Raw genomic sequence first — 18,188 nt, 5'->3', positions numbered from 1 at the left:
AACCGGAGCGCGCGATAGTATATAGTATTCCACGGAGCCGATTAGACCATGTTACCGACTGCATTCGTTTACGATCACACTTCCTCTGAACCGCTGTACCGGCAATTGAGCGCGCATCTCGCCGCCTTGATACGAAGCGGCGCGTTTTCCAAAACGGATCGCCTGCCGTCCGTCAGGGACTTGGCCGGATTCGCGGACGTTTCCCGCAACACGGCCGCCGCCGCGTACGCGCTGCTTGAAGCGCAGGGATACGTTTCGGCAAAAAGCCGAAGCGGGTTCCGTACCGCAACTCCGAACGATTTCGTTTTTCCGCAGACCGACCGGGCACCGTTCGTGTATCCGGCCGCACCGGACGCCGCCGCGGCTGCGGTGCTTGACATTTCAACCGGAACACCGGAGGGAACGGCCGCTGCCGAACGCGCCGCCGCCGGCGTACTGCGCAAATTATACCGGGCGGTGCTCGCCGATCCCGATACCGACATATATTTGAAACGCGGCGATCCGTCGGGAGAACCGCAGCTTCGGCGCGCGCTCGCACGATATTTGAGCGACCGGCGGGGCGTCGTCTGTTCGGAAGACCAAATACTTATCGGCGCCGGAACGGAATACGTGCTGCAAACCGCGGTGCGCATCCTGCAGGCGCGAACCGGCCGGCAGTCGATTTACGCAGTGGAAGAACCGGGTTCCGATCCGATCAGGAAAATATTCGACGACGCGCTCACTCCCGCCGAATCCGAGTTTTCGGCAGACCAGCACGGCAGAACCGTCGGCATACCGGTTGACGGGAACGGTATCAGCGTCGACCTTCTCGGTTCCTCCGGCGCGGATATCGTGTGCGTAACTCCCGCGCATCAATTTCCGACGGGAAGTTCCATGAATCTTGAACGGAAAGCGGAATTGCTGCGCTGGGCGTATAAAACGCCGAACAGATATATTATAGAAGACAGTTACGACAGCGACTATTACTACGCGGCGGCACAGCCGGCCGCACTGCAAAGCATGGACAGTCAAGGGCGAGTGTTATATTTCGGCACGTTCGCACAAATGACCGTACCGTCGATGCAGACCGCGTATCTGGTGCTGCCGCCGCAGCTGGTGCATCTGTTCCGCAGACAGTTTTCCTATTATTCGTGCACCGTGCCGCTGCTGGAACAGCGCGCCGTTACGGCGTTTCTGAAAGACGGGCACGCGGAAAAACTGGCCGCGCGGGCGCGCAAATTCAACAGGCAGCGGCGGGCGTTTTGCACGGCGCAGTTTGAACGGGAGATGCCCGGCGCTGTAATCATCGGGGGCAAAACGGGAACGCATTTTCTTGTCGAATTGCCCGAGCCGGTAAACGCGGAACGTTTTGCCGAACAGCTGCGCCGCAACGGCATAACGGCGCAACTCGTGCAGACGGTTCGGAACGCCGCGGGACAGCCGCAGATCGCCGAGAAGCCGCAAACCGTTGCCACGAGGCAAACGCAAACTGAGGGGCAAACGCAAACCGTTGCGTTTATCGTAAAGTATCCCTTTTTGACCGAAGACGAGTGCAGATTCGCCGCACGTACGGCTGCGGCCGTTTATTTGCAGACGCGCAGCACAATTCCGCTTGAGGAGTAGGTAAAAAAACCGATAATCACCATATGTACAAATTTGCTTTTTTTCTATTTTCCTGCATTACCGCAGCAATACTGCCGGCACAGCAAGCCGGCGACCTGCCCCGAACCGAATCACGCCCCCTTTACCAACTGCCCGCCAAATTACCGCCGCAGCAGGAATCGAATCACATACAATATATTCTTGCAGGAACCGAAAGCGGTTTATACAAAATAATCGGCAACGATACGGCGGTTCCGCTCTGGACGGAAGGCAGGGTGACGCAAATTTTGCGCACGGAAACGGCGGGCAGCGAACAATGGTTCTTTGCGACCGGCAAAGGTCTGCTTAAAAGTTCCGATCTCGTCAATTTTATTCCGATCGGCAGTGAAAACGGACTGCCGGTACTCATCGTAAAAGAATACGACGGTACGCAGACGAAACTCGCCGGGCATCCGAAGGAAATCAAAGACATCGCCGTTCATCCCCAAAATCCGAATATTCTTGCGGCAACAACGAGCGACACCGTGTTTTTAAGCCGTGATAACGGCCGGACTTGGAAAGATCTCGGTTTCAGCGCGAAAACTGCCGGCGCAAAAGCGGTCGCGGTTGCGGACATGCCCGTTCCCGGCAAAAAAAACGCCGACGGCTCGTATCAGACGGAACTGACCGTCTTTCTCAGCCATGCGATCTACGGACTTTCGTATATTCAACCCGACAAGCCGAAAGCCGCCTGGGTCGATATCACCGCGGGATTCGACACGATGCCGACGCAAACGTATCCCGATGAAATTGCGGATATGACCGCCATCGTCAGAACCGACGCGGCGGGCGCGGCGTACACGGAACTGTATTTGTCGCAGACGTTCATACCGAACCTCTACCGGCTCGACTGGGCAAAAAAACGCGGAGTGCGCATCTATCACGGAACCGAACCCGCCGACACGATCGACGGACTGTTCTGGACGGGAACGAACCTGCTGTACACCAAACCCGGCGAACTGGATTTATTCAACATCGCTTCCGGCACGAACGCGGGCATTCCCGCCGAATACGCGTCGTGGAAAGCGTCGCTCATGCACGTTCCCGAACCGGTCTACACGGCGTATATTCCCCAAAATTTGAGCGGATTTGAAACGGGGCTGCTGCTGAACGAACTGTGGTTGCTCAAGCCGGATCGGGTGTTCACGCCGTACGAAACGGATCAGCTCAAAAACATCAAGTCGTTATACATACCGGCGAACGTCGGACGCACAAAGGAAGGGCAGGACGGCGTACTGAAAACGCTCAAAGAAAACGAACTGAACAGCGTCGTCATCGACATGAAAGACGATTACGGACTGCTCCGTTACGATGCAAAAGATCCGCTCGTCATGCAGAAAGGATTCGTCAGCCGCTACGCGATCGACCTCGACGCGTTCGTAAAGAAATTCAAAGCCGAAGATACGTATCTTATCGCGCGTATCGTCGTATTCAAAGACAAACATCTGTCCCAATACGCAAACGGCAAATACGCCGTATGGAACAAAACGCTGAACAAACCCTGGATAGGAACCCGCGGTATGCAGGACGTTACGGACGAAGAAGGAAACGTTACCGGTCAGGAACAGGCGTATTACGACGAAGCCTGGGTAGACCCGTATTCGCACGAAGTGTGGGAGTACAACGTCGCCATCGCGAAAGAACTCATTTCGCGCGGATTCGACGAAATCCAGTTCGATTACATCCGCTTTCCCACCGACGGGCTCAACCTGATACAGGCTTCGTACCGCTGGCAGGACCGCGGAATGGACAAAGAAAGCGCGCTCATTTCCTTCCTATCGTACGCGCGCAAAAACATTCAGGCACCTATCGGAATCGACATTTACGGCGCGAACGGTTGGTACCGCAGCGGCGCGCGCACCGGACAGGACGTCGAGCTGCTGTCCGAATACGTCGACGTCATTTGTCCCATGTTCTATCCGAGCCACTTCGAGCAGACTTTTTTGGCACACGCACCGGCAGCAGAACGGCCGTACCGGATATACTTTTTCGGTACGTACCGCAACTCGGTGATCGCGCGCAACCGGAGCGTCATACGCCCCTGGGCGCAGGCCTTTTACATCGGCGTGTCGTACGACCGCGCCTATTACAACGCGGATTACGTGCAGCGCCAAATATTCGGAACGCGCGATTCGGTAAACCGCGGATACATGTATTGGAACAATACCGGCCGGTTCGACGATATCCGACCCGATATTGCCGACGATACTCCGTATCCCTGGAACGCCGCCGAAGCCGGTTCCGAGTTCAGAAAACCCGCACTCACCGGTACGTTCGACGCAGCCGGTGAATCCCGTGCGCCGCAGCGCACGACGGAGGCAGTTCACGATGAACCTTGAAAACGTATACGACTGGGGAATCTCGGTCATTACCGCAATCCAGCGCGTGCAGTCGCCGTTTCTGACGGCCGCCGTGCGGGGAATTACGTTCTTCGGCGCACCGGCGTTTTACCTTTTTTTTCTGATGGTCACGTTCTGGTGCATCGATACGAAAAAAGGCTTCAAATTGGGAACGGTCGTCATCTTTTCGGGAGCGCTGAACGCAGCGATTAAAGAAACGCTGTGCGTACCGCGCCCGTATCAGCGCGATCCGTCGGTATTTATCATGAAAGAAACGGGATTTTCAACGCCGTCGGGTCACGCGCAGGGCGCCGCTTCTTTCTGGCCGGTTTTCATGCATTCGTTCCGGTACACGCGAACCGCCGGGGATGCCCGTACCGCTGGAAGCACCCGCAGTACCGAAACTACTCGTACCGCCGGGGATGCCCGTACCGCCGGAAGCACCCGCACTACCGGCGCGCGCGTTTGCGCACTGCTGCTGTCCGCGGGCGTACCGCTGCTGATCGGCTTTACCCGTATGTATTTGGGCGTACATTACCCGACGGACGTTCTGATCGGTTTGATATTCGGTTTTCTGACCGCACTCGCCGTACTGCTTTTTTGGGACGACGCGGCGAAACTGCTGAATCGGGCACCGCGAAGCGTCAAACTGCTGACGGCGGCGCTCGTATGCTTCGCACTGAACACGTTTTCTGCGCGCGACACGTCCCTGCCCGGCCTTCTGTTCGGCTTTACCGCCGGATACGTGCTGCTGTGCGAACGGGGCGGGTTCGACGCCCGAACGGGAACGTTTACGCAAAAGATTCTGCGCATGGTAACGGGCGCGGCCGTCAGTACAGGCATATTCGCCGGATTGACCGTGCTGTTCGGCGTCATCGACGCAGGCAGCAAAGAAAGCACGTATTACGCCTTGTGCCGCTTCATACGTTACGGCGGCGCCGGATTCGCAATTTCGTTTCTCAGTCCGCTGCTGTTTCTGAAGTTCAATTTGGCGCAGCCGCCGAAACGGGATTCCACACCGGAACAGGATCGGCCGCAAGCGGACGGATCCGGCGAATCGGATATATAACGGAGATAACACTGGTATGGATACGAACGGATACACCCCGGAAGAACCGATCGCGGCCGTCGCGACGGCGATCGCACCCGCAGCGCTCGGCATTATCAGAACGTCGGGAAAGGGCTGCATAGAACTTGTTGCGGCGCTGTTTTCTCGCCCCGAAGCATTGCGGAACGCAGCGGGAAACACGCTCGTGTACGGCTGGATCGTGGATCCGGCGGGCGGCGGTGTGCGCCGTATAGACGAAGTGCTGATATCAGTATTCCGCGCGCCCAAAAGTTTTACCGGTGAAGACATGGCCGAAATCTGCTGCCACGGCGGCCCCGCGATCGTTACCGGAATATACCGGCTGCTTACCGAAAACGGATTCCGCGCGGCGCAGCACGGCGAGTTTACGTTCCGTGCGTTCATAAACGGCAAAGCCGACCTGACCCGCGCCGAAGCCGTACACGAAATCATCAGCGCGAAAACCGACGAGTCGCGCGGGAGAGCCGCGGGCAGACTCGCCGGCAGCCTGTACGATGAAATCTCGGCGGTAAAAAAAGAACTCGTCGCCACGCTCGCTTCGGTTGAGGCCGAAATCGAATATCCCGAAGACGAAGAAACGATTGCCGACGCCTTCGACGACACGCGGCTGCGCCGGGTGGAAACGGAACTGGCGTCGCTGTGCAGCTCATGGGCAAGCGAAAAATTATATCAGGACGGAGCGCGCGTCGTCCTGTGCGGCAGAACGAACGCAGGCAAATCGAGCCTGTTCAATATGCTGCTCAAAGAAGAACGCGCCATCGTGTCGGACATACACGGTACCACGCGCGATTGGCTTGAAAGCTGGGCGTCGTTCGGAGGCATTCCCGCCCGTCTGTTCGACACGGCCGGACTGCGCGAAACGGACGACGTCGTCGAGCAAAGCGGCGTGCGCCGCACCTTCGATCTGACAAAAGACGCGGATTTGATTTTATACGTGGTCGACGCAGTCGAAGGCATTACCGATGAAGACGAATCGTTTCTTACGGCGTTCGCTGCGGCACCGAACGTCCGCACGCCGCTCATTTTGATATTGAACAAATGCGATAAGCTGTCCGAATCGGGCGATTCCGCCGCTATGCACGCCGCCACGATGAACACCGCCACTATGAACACCGACGCCGCTACGCGGCACACTGCCGCCTTCAATAGCGCCGGCAGTACCACCGCCGAGGATTTCACCTCCAACGCGGCACTCGGCTCGTTCAGTCCCGCCGCAGCGGTGCGGCTGAGCGCCAAGACGGGCAGCGGAACGGCGGCTCTGACCAAAGCGATAAAGGCTTGTCTCACTGCCGCCGCCTCGACCGACCGCGAACAGCCGGGACTCGGTTCCGCGCGGCAGAAACAATGCGCGCAGGACGCACTCGACTCGGTGCGGCACGCACTGCTCGCCGCACGGCAAAACTATCCGCTGGACGCCGTCGCGCAGGATATGGAAGACGCGCTCGACGCGTTAGGCGAAATTACCGGCGCCGTTACCCCCGACGACATTCTGGACACAGTGTTTTCAAATTTCTGTCTGGGAAAATAACGGAAACCGGCAACCGGCCGCAGTTCGCACCAGTCATTTGGCTACGTTGCAGCGCGGCGGTTCGCAGCGCCGCACGCTGACCTCGCGCGCAGGTATCGGCAAACACCGCGATTCACCTGACATCCGCACAAAATCGTATTATATTACTCTCTGTACACGGAGAAATATTTTTATTATTATATATCAATAATACATAGACCATTTCTTGAGAGAGCCCCGTATGAGCAACAACCGTAGACGGCGGATTCCCCAAATAGTCCGCTTTTTTACCACATTAACATCGCCGAATTTCGAGAAAATACCGAAGCAGGATTACGAACGCTACATGGACGACATCATAAGAGAATCCCTTCGCTTACAGGAAAATTTTATCCATTTCATTGTAAAAATATACGGCGCGTTCAATTTTATTTTCTTTTTGTTGTATTACCTCGTATATCACCGGATAAATGCCGGTATTTATTTGGGAATCGCGGAATCCGCATTTTCATGCATACTATACGTCGTAATCCAACACAAGCCGCCGGCAACGCTTACCCGCGTCAAATGCTTCGGATTGTTCAACATTGCCCAATTTTTCATTATCACATATTTGCAATTCACCCTTTTCGATGATTTTCTCGGATTTCTGCCGGTATTGTTCGCAATGCTTATCGCATCGATGTCTTTAATCACCAGTCCCGTCTCCTACGCGATATTATTGGCAATTTTACTGTCAATCGACATATTGGAAACAGTATTTTTTCAGACTTTGGATAAATACACCCTTGCAGCTCTGTGTATTGAAAATCTGTTCATTTTATACTGCGGAATTTTTATCAATACGTATTTTTCACGCATGAAAATCACGGAAATCAAAATAACTGCGGAGCTTATCCGGCAGCGCGACATGGACAGTCTGACACAGCTGAAAAACAGACGGGCGGCTGAACGATATATAAACACCTTTACCTCAAACGCCGGACTGCACGCGCTGTTCATTTTGGACATAGATAATTTCAAAGGCGTAAACGATACGTTCGGCCACAATACGGGCGACGAATTGCTGAAACAGCTCGCCGCGGATCTTTTGGCGCTGTTCCGCCCGGAAGATTGCGTTTCCCGGCTCGGAGGAGACGAGTTTCTGATATTCATGCCCTGCGTTGCCGATCCAAACGACGCACGGGAAGCGGCCGATCGCATTATCCGCAATTTTCCGCCGGCAGTTACGGAAGGCGGAAAAACGGTCGCCGTTTCGTGCAGCATAGGAATCGCTTTTTCACACGACGACCGCAGCAGATTTTACGAAGATCTGTATACACGTGCCGACGCGGCCCTCTATAAATCGAAGCAATACGGAAAATGCCGTTACACGGTGTCTGAATGAAAAAACGGTGAACATCCGTTCGGCACAAAAACATCGGCCGTGCGTAAACACCATCCGCATGTTCCGGATGCCGATGGCGCCCGCATGTGCCATAGCGCCCGCATGTGCCGCCGCCATTTGCCATTTCCCAGTAAAACGCTTATATTTATAGCAGGGGGCATTGAAAATGGATGAAAAAAAGCGAAAAGTTACTATCGTGGGCGCGGGAGCAGTCGGTTCAACGTTCGCATACGCACTCGCACAGAGCGGACTTGCCGATGAAATCGCAATCACCGATATGAATGAAAATTTTGCGAAAGGACAGGCGCTCGACTTGGTTCAGGGACAGCCGTTCCTTCAGCAAGTGGACATACACGCCGGCGGCGCAGCGGATTACGCCGACAGCGATATCGTCGTTATCACCGCGGGCGCAAAACAGCAGCCCGGTGAAACGCGCATCGATTTACTGAAACGCAACGCGGGCATTATCGCCGCCATCGCTTCGGATATCGCCCGCAGCGGCTGTAACGGCGTCATGCTCGTCGTCAGCAACCCGGTCGACGTACTCACCAAAATCGCGCGCGAAGCGTCCGGCTGGGGGCGGAACCGCGTCGTCGGGTCGGGAACCGTGCTCGACACCGCCCGCTTCCGGTACGCGCTCAGCAGGGAATGCGGCGTGGACGCGCGCAATATCCACGGCTATATTCTCGGCGAACACGGCGACAGCGAATTCGCGGCCTGGTCCATGACTTCGATCGCCGGGCAGCGCGTCGACGCGTACTGTGAAGACGGCAAATGCGCATCCGGATTCGACTTCAGCAGGGAAAAAATACTCGAAGAAGTGCGGAATTCGGCGTACCACATCATAGACTATAAAGGCGCAACGTATTACGCCGTCGGGTTGGCGCTGACGCGCATTGCCGGCGCCATTTTACGGAACGAACGCAGCATACTGTCGGTTTCGACGGAACTGGACGGCGAGTTCGGCCTGAACGACGTCTGTCTGAGCGTTCCGTGCGTCGTCGGCAGAAACGGAGCCGAACGCGTCATTGAAAACCCGCTGCCGGCCGAAGAACAGACGGCACTCGAAGCGAGCGCGGCGCGGCTTAAAGCGGCGCTGCAATCCATTCGCTGAATATGAAGAAAAAACGCGTACGCGCTTGCATTTTCAGCACGAGCTCGGTATCTTTATAGAGGAGGCATTATGGGTACCGGTATACTCGACTACATCAGGTGGCGCGGAGATTTGTCGCTGCACCAGTCGCCGTTCAACGCCATAGACGCGCTTATCCTATGCGAGCTGTCGTACCTTAAACTGCACGACATCGTACCCGCGGCGTTTTCAAAAAACGGCATTACGGTGGCGGACGCCGCGCATGATTTTTTCTATGCGCCCGATCTTACGGAACGTTCCGACACCGGATTGCTCATAAATACGGCGCTGGTGGAAATGCTCCGCGACATGGCGAATTCCGAACGGTTTGCAAACGTGCGTCTGTGCGGATATGCCGAAAGCACCGACCCGGCGCATGAAAAACAGTTCGCCGCACTCACCGCACTCCCCGGCGACGGAAGCGTTTTCATCGCGTATCGGGGAACCGACGACACGATCATCGGCTGGAAAGAAGACTTCAACATGGCGTTCATGGCGCCGGTTCCTTCCCAACTGGAAGCACTCGCGTACGTCCGGCAAGCGGCGAAACTTCCCGGCAAACTCCGCATCGGCGGACATTCAAAAGGCGGAAACCTTGCCGTATATGCAGCGACATTCTGCCCGCCGAAAATCAAACGGCGGATTGTCAGCGTGTACAATAACGACGGTCCCGGGTTTGAAAAAGACATTACCGGCACGCCGGAATTTGCCGGAATTCGTGATAAAATTGCAACCTTCGTGCCGCAAACTTCGATTATCGGAATGCTGCTCGAACATCAGGAAGAATATACGGTCATCGAAAGCGAAGAAAACGGCATCATGCAGCACGACCCGTTTTCATGGCAGATTGTCGGCGCCGCATTCAAAAAACTCGACACGCTCACCGATAAGAGTTTGGCAATCGACAAAACGATACGCGATTGGCTTTCAAAAATGGACTGCAGACAGCGGGAACAATTCGTGGACGCACTTTTTACCGTTCTGACCAGCTCCGACGCGGCGACGCTTTCCGAGCTTTCGGAAAAATGGTCCAAAAATCCGGCGGCCGCCATCAAAGCGCTGCTTGAACTCGACGAAAACACCCGGCGCATCGTCTGGGACACGCTGCAGCAGTTATTCAAATCGGCAAAAGAAAACATACCGCTGCTTGCGGATCTGTTCGGCACGAAACATAAAAAAACGCTGCCGGAAAGCGGGACGCATTCCAAAAGTCGGACAAAAAAAGTCTGACAGGAAGACGTTCCCGCCGCCGTTCGGCAGCGTTTCGCAATAAAACCTTTCGGCAGAAGGCAGCATCGGCGGCAGCATAGCGCACGTCCGGCGCGTGCCGCCGAAACCACGTGCCGCCGAAACGGCAGGAGTACCCCGCGCATCGAATCGACGGCGGCGCGCTACGCCGGTAGCGGCGAATTACAGCGGCGCTTACTTACCGGCGAAACTGATACCGATCTGCGGCTGAACGCCCCAGACGGAAATCGAATCGGAACTCGTTTTTCCCGTATCCAACAATGTGAATCGGTAAAAGTCGTACGATATCTGCGTACGCACGAAAACACCGAATCCGCCCAAACTTATTTTAAGACCGACGTTACCGGCAGCGCCTAAATCGAACTGTTGACCGATTTTATAGAAGTCGGTTTTTGCATGGGCACCGACCGTTATCGGAAACGAAAAGATGCCGATTTTGAACGGATTCAGCGTGATTCCCAGCATCGCGTCCAGTCCGAACGGCACCGAGTACATATCGGAAGTGGTAGCGGTGTAAGACACCCCGTCGGTTTTCATGGAAATATCCATCGGGTAATATCCGGTGAGCGCCATCGTTATACCGAAAATCCCGTCCCGGCGCAGCGTACTGGACATGATGCCGGCACCGATAGCGGTTCCTTGAACTTCCGTTCCGTTACTTTTATCAAAGTTGAGCGGAATCGCAGCGTATATATCGGTTATACCTGCGAACGCAGCCGCAGACAAACAAAGTACCAAAGCGCATAAAACGACCGTGAATTTTTTCATAAAACCTCCTATGAAAACTTTCGGCAAAGTCAAAAAAATACTGCAACTATCTGAGTTTGCAGCTCCCGCGCGAACTCAATATACCATTATAATAACACATTATTTTAAGTATAACCGCTTTTCGGAGCGAATTTCTGCACATTTGTAACGAAAAGGCCCGATTCGCAGTAAAACGCACTCCACGGAATAGTTCCGTAAACCGGCCCGTTTTTGTTAAACGGGACGTCCGGCAAGAACGCGCAGTCTTACCGCATCGTCTTACCGCATCGTCCTGCCGCGCGGCGGCATTAAAAACGCATGGATTTGGACGAACGTCCGCCGTTTTGCGTCCGCACGCCGCTTGTGCCGACGCACGGGCGTTCCGTCAGATTTCTATTTCGCCGGTATAGACCAAAGCCGCGCCGCCGGTCAGATACACCGTATCACCGGTATAATTGACGATCAGATCGCCGCCGCGCACTTTTACCGTAATGTTTTCATCGAGCGGGCAGAACCCGTTCAACACCGCTGCAACGGCCGCCGCGCACGCACCGGTTCCGCACGCAGGCGTTTCGCCGTTGCCGCGCTCCCAGACGCGCATTTTGAGACTGTTGCGGCCGGCGACACGCACAAACTCGGTATTGATACGGCGCGGAAACGCCGGATTGTTTTCAAACAGCGGCCCGACACCGGGGACGTCGATTTTATCGACGAAGCTGCTGAACAGTACGCAGTGCGGCGTGCCGACTGCAAGCACCGCCGCGCGGTACGATTCGCCCGCCGCGCTCAATTCCGCGTGCACCACGGCCTTTTCGGGCAGTTTACCGGAAGCGACGTTTTCGGCACTGCACGGATAAGAAGGAACCGCCGCGCCGCCGATAATGCTGATACCGTCGGGCGTACCGGTTACGCCGGACGCAGCGAGTTTTGCCGGAATTTTTGCCGGATCGAACTCAGGTTTTCCCATATCGACCCGCACGGACGACACTTTGCCGCTCTGAGTGTACGCCAGCAGACGTTTTACGCCGGACGCGGTTTCAACCGTGATTTCCGCCGTAAAATGCGTACCGACAGCCGACGCGGCGCGCGCGGCGATACCGTTGATATCGTTGTCGTACAAATATTTGGCTACGCAGCAAATCGCGTTTCCCGCCATATTGCCTTCGGAACCGTCGCGGTTGAAAAACCGCATTCCCGCGTCCGCAACGGCCGACTTCGTAATCAGTACGAGCGAATCCGCACCGATTCCCGTCCGCCGGTCGCACAGCCGGACGCTCAGCCCTTCCGGATTGATGATTTCCTGTTCCATCGCGTTGAATACGATAAAATCGTTTCCCGTACTCTGCATTTTTGCAAAATCGAGACGGATCTTTGCATTACTGAGCGCGTTGATGTTCACCAGTTCGAGACTTTCAGGCGAATATCGGCTCAAGAGGCTGTTCGCAATCGCGTTCGCCGTATCGATCGACGTCAGACACGGAATATCGCGCTCAACCGTTTTGCGCCGCAGTTTCACGCTGTCGTACGTCGGCAGACGGCCTTTCGCGGACGTTGAAATGACGTAATCGATCTTGCCGGTATCCAGCAGCGTCAGAATGTTGTCCGAATGATTCTCGTGAATCTTGTTCACCACTTGCACGTCCATTCCGAAATCGCCGATAACCTTCGCCGTTCCTTCCGTTGCGTACAATTTGAAACCGAGGTCGTAATATTTACGCGCCGTGTCCACAATCTCGAACTGATCGGTTTTGCGCACCGTGATGAGCACGCCGCCCGTTTTTTTCATCCGATACCCGGCGGCGATCAATCCCTTGTACAGCGCTTCGTCGAGCGTGCGGGCAATGCCCAGCACTTCACCGGTCGATTTCATTTCCGGCCCCAAATGCGTATCCACGTCGATGAGCTTTTCAAAACTGAACACCGGCACTTTTACCGCCACGTACGGCGGAATGCGGTACAGTCCGGTACCGTAGCCCATATCGGTAAGTTTTCCGCCCAGCATCGCGCGCACGGCCAGTTCCACCATCGGCACGCCGGTTACCTTGCTGATATACGGAATGGTGCGGCTGGAGCGCGGGTTTACTTCTATAATATACAATTCGTTATCGTAAATCAGGTACTGAATGTTGACCAGCCCCTTCGTACCGAGGGCGAGCGCCAATTCGCGCGACTGATTGATAATTTTTTCGGTCAGGATGTCGTTCAGGTTCCACGCCGGATACACGGCGATCGAGTCGCCGGAATGGATACCGGTCCGTTCGATGTGTTCCATGATGCCGGGAATCAGAATGTCTTCACCGTCGCAGATTGCGTCCACTTCAAGTTCAATCCCCATCAGATACTTGTCTATCAGCACGGGATTTTCGATATTCTGCGCGAGTATGATAGCCATATATTCGCGGATGTCGGCTTCCGTAAACGCGATAATCATGTTCTGGCCGCCCAGCACGTACGAAGGACGCAGCAGCACCGGATACGTCAGTTTTTCGGCGGCGGAAACGGCCTCTTCCGTTGTCAACACGGAAAAACCTTTAGGCCGTTTGATATTCAGCCGTTCGAGCAATTCGTCGAACCGCTCGCGGTCTTCGGCCATATCGATGGAATCGGCGCTCGTTCCCAAAATGGTAATACCCTGATCGTGCAGGAATTTGGTCAGCTTGATTGCAGTCTGCCCGCCGAACGCGACGACGACGCCGAGCGGCCGCTCGGTACGGATAATGTTCATTACGTCTTCGGGAGTCAGCGGCTCAAAATACAGGCGATCTGCGGTGTCGAAGTCGGTCGAAACCGTTTCCGGATTGTTGTTTACGATAGCGACTTCGTATCCCAACCGTTTGAGCGCCCATACGCACTGCACCGACGCGTAGTCGAACTCGATTCCCTGCCCGATACGGATCGGCCCGGAACCCAAAACCAGAATGCGGCCCTTTGATTCGGTTCCCGATTCCGCAAGCTTTTTTTCCTGCGCGGAAAGGAACGTTTCCGCTTCGTTTTCGGTATCGTACCCTGCGTAAAAATACGGCGTTTCGGCGTTGAACTCGCCCGCACACGTGTCTACCATTTTGTATTTTGCCGGCAAATGCGCGGGAAGTCCCGCAGCGCGCGCCGAAGCCGCCGCTTCAGTCTCCGCAAGCACACCGGCGGCACCGGGAATATGAACGCCGCTCAGTTCCTGAATCACTTTATCAGGATAGCCGAGCTTTTTGGCTTTCAGATACGATTCCGGCGACAATCCGGCGTTTCCGTCTTTGACTGCCTGCAATTCCGCGTCCATCGCGACCAGATTCCGCAATTTCGCCAAAAACCAGATATCTATCTTCGTAATTTCATGAATCTTTTCAACGGAAAGCAGCCCGCGCGTCATCGCTTCGTATATGGCGAACAGCCGCTGATCGGTGCATTCGCCCACGCGGCGCACGATCTGTTCGTTCGACTCGCGCGTAAAAAGCGGCAGCCGGCACGACGAAACCGAAATTTCGGCGCCGCGCACCGCTTTCATCAGCGCCTGCTCGAACGTCGTTCCGATCGCCATAACTTCTCCGGTCGCCTTCATCTGCGTGCCGAGCGTGCGCTTGGCGTACACGAACTTATCGAACGGCCACTTGGGAAACTTGACGACGACGTAATCGAGCACCGGCTCGAAACACGCGGCGGTTTTCTTGGTAACCGCGTTGGGAATTTCATCCAGATTATAACCGATAGCAATGAGCGCCGCGACTTTGGCAATCGGGTAACCGGTCGCCTTCGAGGCGAGCGCGGAAGAACGCGAAACGCGCGGATTCACTTCTATAACCGCGTACTCGAAACTGTCCGGCTTGAGCGCGAATTGGCAATTACAGCCGCCTTCGATTTTGAGCGCCGAAATGATGTTGAGCGCAGCCGAACGCAGCATCTGATACTCTTTATCCGCAAGCGTTACCGTCGGCGCAATGACGATACTGTCGCCGGTATGCACGCCCACCGGATCGAAGTTTTCCATGGAACAGACGGTGATAACGTTGCCGCTGCCGTCGCGGATAACCTCAAACTCGATTTCTTTCCAGCCGGAAATGCATTTTTCCACCAGAATCTGATGAATCGGCGAACGGTGCAGTCCGTTCTGCGCAATCTCGCGCAGCTCTTCTTCCGAATACGCGATGCCGCCGCCGGTACCGCCGAGCGTGAACGCCGGACGCACGATTACCGGATAACCGATTTCGTCGGTAAAATCGAGCGCGCTCTGCAAATCCGTTACCACTTTGGACGGAATGCACGGTTCGCCGATCTCCTGCATCGTATCTTTGAAAAGCTGACGGTCTTCGGCCTTATCGATCGTATCGGGACGGGCGCCCAAAAGCTGCACGCCGTGTTCGGCCAAAAAACCTTCTTTGGCAAGCTGCATCGAAAGCGTCAAACCCGTCTGCCCTCCCAACGTGGAAAGCAAACTGTCGGGTTTTTCCTTTTCTATAATACGCTTAATCGTTTCGGGAATCAGCGGCTCAATGTAAATGGCGTCCGCCATCGTGTGATCGGTCATGAGCGTGGCGGGATTCGAGTTCACAAGCACCACTTTAAGTCCCTGCTCCTTGAGCGCTTTGCACGCCTGCGTTCCCGCGTAATCGAATTCGGCAGCCTGACCGATAACGATCGGCCCGGAACCTATCACCATAACCTTGTGTATATTAGCATTCAACGGCATCTGTTCACTCCTTATAATCCGGCACGGAAGCCGGTGTCAGCATACAACGAGTTCCGCACAGACGGAACCCGAAAGGTCGCAAGGCACGGAAGCCGCGCGACCGTCCGGCATAAAAATTCCTTATAATCCGGCACGAAAGCCGGTGTCGGCAATCAGGGCGATAAACCGATCGAACAGGAATCCGGTGTCGAGCGGCCCACCCGACGCTTCCGGATGAAACTGAACTGAAAATCCGGGGAAATCCGTGTACGAAACACCCTCGCACGTACCGTCGTTCGTATTGATAAACGACAATTCCGCACCTGCAGGAAGCGAATCCGAAACGACCGCGTACCCGTGATTCTGACTCGAAATGTACACGCGCCCCGACGACACTTCTTTCACCGGCTGATTCGCCCCGCGGTGCCCGTACTTGAGCTTTTCGGTCTTTGCCCCGCGCGCAAGCGCCAAAAGCTGATGCCCCAGACAAATACCGAACAGCGGCACGCCGCTTTCAGTCAATTTGTGCAATTCTTCTATTATAACGGTATTTTCCGCCGGATCGCCGGGACCGTTTGAAAGCATCACACCGTCCGGGTCAAGCGCAAGAATATCGGCACACGACGCGCCGGACGGCACGGTTACTACTTCAACACCGCGCTTCAAAAGCTCGCGCCGGATATTCGCCTTTGCACCGAAATCCCACAGCACCACCCGCCGGGCCGAACCGTCGGCGTTCTTTCCCGCGCGGGCAGCCTCAAACGGATCGTTCATTTTAAGCCCTTCCGCCGTTACGGGAACCGCACGGTACGCAGCCGATTCGGCAAATACGCGATCGGCGCTTTTTTCGACTCCGGCAGCGCTTCCGGTAACGGAAGCCACCGCGTTTTCAATTTTGAATGATTTGATTTCTTCCAAAAGGCGGGTCTTTGCCGCTTTCGCCGCAAGCCCCGAATGAGCGCAGACCGCGAACGCTTCTTCAGCCGCCTGAACGTCGCGCGCCGAATCTCCGCTGAACGCAATCAATCGTGCGTTCATAACGCCAGATTCGCGTATAATCTTGGTCAGCGCCCGCGTATCCACATCGTAAATACCGATTATACCGTGCTTTTTCAAAAACGCGTCGAGCGTTCCCGCACACCTGAAATTGGACGGAACTTCGCACCAATTACGGACGATGTAGCCGCGCACGTGCGGCGCCGCACTCTCGAAATCGGCGGGAATCTCCCCGTAATTGCCGATCAGCGGGAACGTCTGCATTACAATCTGACCGTAATAGCTGGGATCGGTAAGCGTCTCCAGATAACCGGTCATTCCCGTCGTAAAGACAGCCTCACCGGTAATACAACCGCAGGCGCCGAAACTTTTTCCCTCAAACACTTGCCCGCTCGCGAGCACGATATAAGCTTTAGTATTCATACTAAAGCCATATTTTACCGTATTTTTAAAAAATATTTAAGAGGTTTAATGTATTTTTATTCTTTTAAATCGGTTTTCTTTGGGCGCGCCCCTCCGCTCCCGGCTGAAAAACGTCCTCACCACGGCCGTACCGCATTCCGCGGCGTTCCCCGCACGATTCCGGCACGATGATTCGCTGCAGAACGCCAGGTTCCGCGGCGTTCCCCACCCTTTTAAGCCGGGTCGCCCGGGTCGGGCTCTCCGCTGCAATTCCCGTACGCGCGCGTACGCTCATTTCCGCTCCGATCCCTCGCGCCTTCGTGAAAAAAAAATCTTTCGTGCAATGAACGAAAAACACTTGACATTTCAAAAACATATTATATACACTGCTAAGATATTGGCGTTTGCTATCAAAGCAAACGATTTTTGGAGGTTTTATGAAAAAGCAAATTCGGACAGCGGTGAAAGTGTTTACAGCCGTTCTGGCGCTCACGGTTGCCGTGTGCGTTACGTCGTGTGCAAACGGTTCGGGATCGGCAGAGGAAACTTGGACGCCGGTTACATCCTTAACCGGTTTGGAGGGAACCTGGACGGGAAAAATCTCTCGATCCGAAACGGTTCCGGCAACCGAATCTCCCACGGGAGCTGCAATTACATACAATGTGACAGCTGAAATGACTATCATGTACCCAGTTTCGGCAGGGTCTGATTCCGTCAAAATCATCCAAAAATTTGATTTGACCGACATGATAAACAAGATAGCTGCAGTCATGAAAATCTCCGCATCAGACGCATGGAGTATTTTTTCATCACAACCTGAGGCTAACACTGAATACTCCCAAAGCAGTCCGTACACGATGACAATGACCGTGACACAAACAAAAGCAGAAACGGAAGCAGAAATCGCGAATCCCGCATCGGGAAACACATTATCCGTAAACAGTACCAAAACGAAGTTGAAATTCTCGGATACTACGGATGGGAATAATCAAATAATTCTAATCAAACAATAAACGCGTACACGGCCCCGGAAATCGTGCACATTCGCGCATTCCGGGGTTCGTTA

At 54.9% G+C, this 18,188-nt stretch carries 11 protein-coding genes; 8 read left to right on the top strand and 3 right to left on the bottom strand.

The window, feature by feature from the left end; translation table 11 throughout:
* Positions 1 to 48: 48 nt before the first annotated feature.
* From pdxR to TREBR_RS01225, 7 genes are all read left to right on the top strand, one after another.
* Entirely contained in the window at positions 49 to 1,602 is a 1,554-nt protein-coding gene (gene pdxR, locus TREBR_RS01255; protein ID WP_013757424.1) for a MocR-like pyridoxine biosynthesis transcription factor PdxR, read from the top strand.
* A gap of 23 nt (positions 1,603 to 1,625) precedes the next feature.
* A complete protein-coding gene (locus TREBR_RS01250; RefSeq protein ID WP_013757423.1) occupies positions 1,626 to 3,959 on the top strand; it encodes a putative glycoside hydrolase in 2,334 nt (777 codons plus the stop codon).
* Positions 3,949 to 5,028, top strand: a complete 1,080-nt coding sequence (locus TREBR_RS01245; protein WP_013757422.1) for a phosphatase PAP2 family protein — start codon at positions 3,949 to 3,951, stop codon at positions 5,026 to 5,028. The genes TREBR_RS01250 and TREBR_RS01245 overlap by 11 nt, the downstream gene beginning before the upstream one ends.
* A gap of 16 nt (positions 5,029 to 5,044) precedes the next feature.
* Complete coding sequence (gene mnmE / locus TREBR_RS01240) at positions 5,045 to 6,574, top strand: tRNA uridine-5-carboxymethylaminomethyl(34) synthesis GTPase MnmE (protein WP_013757421.1); 1,530 nt, start codon at positions 5,045 to 5,047, stop codon at positions 6,572 to 6,574.
* A 220-nt stretch (positions 6,575 to 6,794) separates the two neighbouring features.
* The gene (locus TREBR_RS01235) at positions 6,795 to 7,940 is read left to right on the top strand and encodes a GGDEF domain-containing protein (protein ID WP_013757420.1); all 1,146 of its coding nucleotides are present in this window, start codon (positions 6,795 to 6,797) and stop codon (positions 7,938 to 7,940) included.
* A gap of 166 nt (positions 7,941 to 8,106) precedes the next feature.
* Positions 8,107 to 9,054: an L-lactate dehydrogenase gene (locus tag TREBR_RS01230; protein WP_013757419.1), complete on the top strand. Its 948-nt coding sequence runs from the start codon at positions 8,107 to 8,109 to the stop codon at positions 9,052 to 9,054.
* A gap of 69 nt (positions 9,055 to 9,123) precedes the next feature.
* A complete protein-coding gene (locus TREBR_RS01225; protein ID WP_013757418.1) occupies positions 9,124 to 10,302 on the top strand; it encodes a DUF2974 domain-containing protein in 1,179 nt (392 codons plus the stop codon).
* A gap of 192 nt (positions 10,303 to 10,494) precedes the next feature.
* Here TREBR_RS01225 and TREBR_RS01220 read toward each other — a convergent pair whose 3' ends face one another.
* From TREBR_RS01220 to TREBR_RS01210, 3 genes are all read right to left on the bottom strand, one after another.
* On the bottom strand, positions 10,495 to 11,088 hold the full coding sequence (locus TREBR_RS01220) for a hypothetical protein (RefSeq protein ID WP_013757417.1): 594 nt from the start codon (positions 11,086 to 11,088) through the stop codon (positions 10,495 to 10,497).
* A gap of 364 nt (positions 11,089 to 11,452) precedes the next feature.
* The gene (gene carB, locus TREBR_RS01215) at positions 11,453 to 15,745 is read right to left on the bottom strand and encodes a carbamoyl-phosphate synthase large subunit (RefSeq protein WP_013757416.1); all 4,293 of its coding nucleotides are present in this window, start codon (positions 15,743 to 15,745) and stop codon (positions 11,453 to 11,455) included.
* 120 nt (positions 15,746 to 15,865) lie between these two features.
* Complete coding sequence (locus TREBR_RS01210) at positions 15,866 to 17,143, bottom strand: carbamoyl phosphate synthase small subunit (protein WP_013757415.1); 1,278 nt, start codon at positions 17,141 to 17,143, stop codon at positions 15,866 to 15,868.
* A 416-nt stretch (positions 17,144 to 17,559) separates the two neighbouring features.
* Here TREBR_RS01210 and TREBR_RS01200 point away from each other — a divergent pair, with 416 nt between their 5' ends.
* Positions 17,560 to 18,135, top strand: a complete 576-nt coding sequence (locus TREBR_RS01200) for a hypothetical protein (protein ID WP_013757414.1) — start codon at positions 17,560 to 17,562, stop codon at positions 18,133 to 18,135.
* Positions 18,136 to 18,188: the final 53 nt, after the last annotated feature.

The sequence above is a fragment of the Treponema brennaborense DSM 12168 genome, from assembly GCF_000212415.1.
Lineage (GTDB): Bacteria > Spirochaetota > Spirochaetia > Treponematales > Treponemataceae > Treponema_F > Treponema_F brennaborense.
This window is presented reverse-complemented; position numbering and strand designations above follow the sequence as displayed.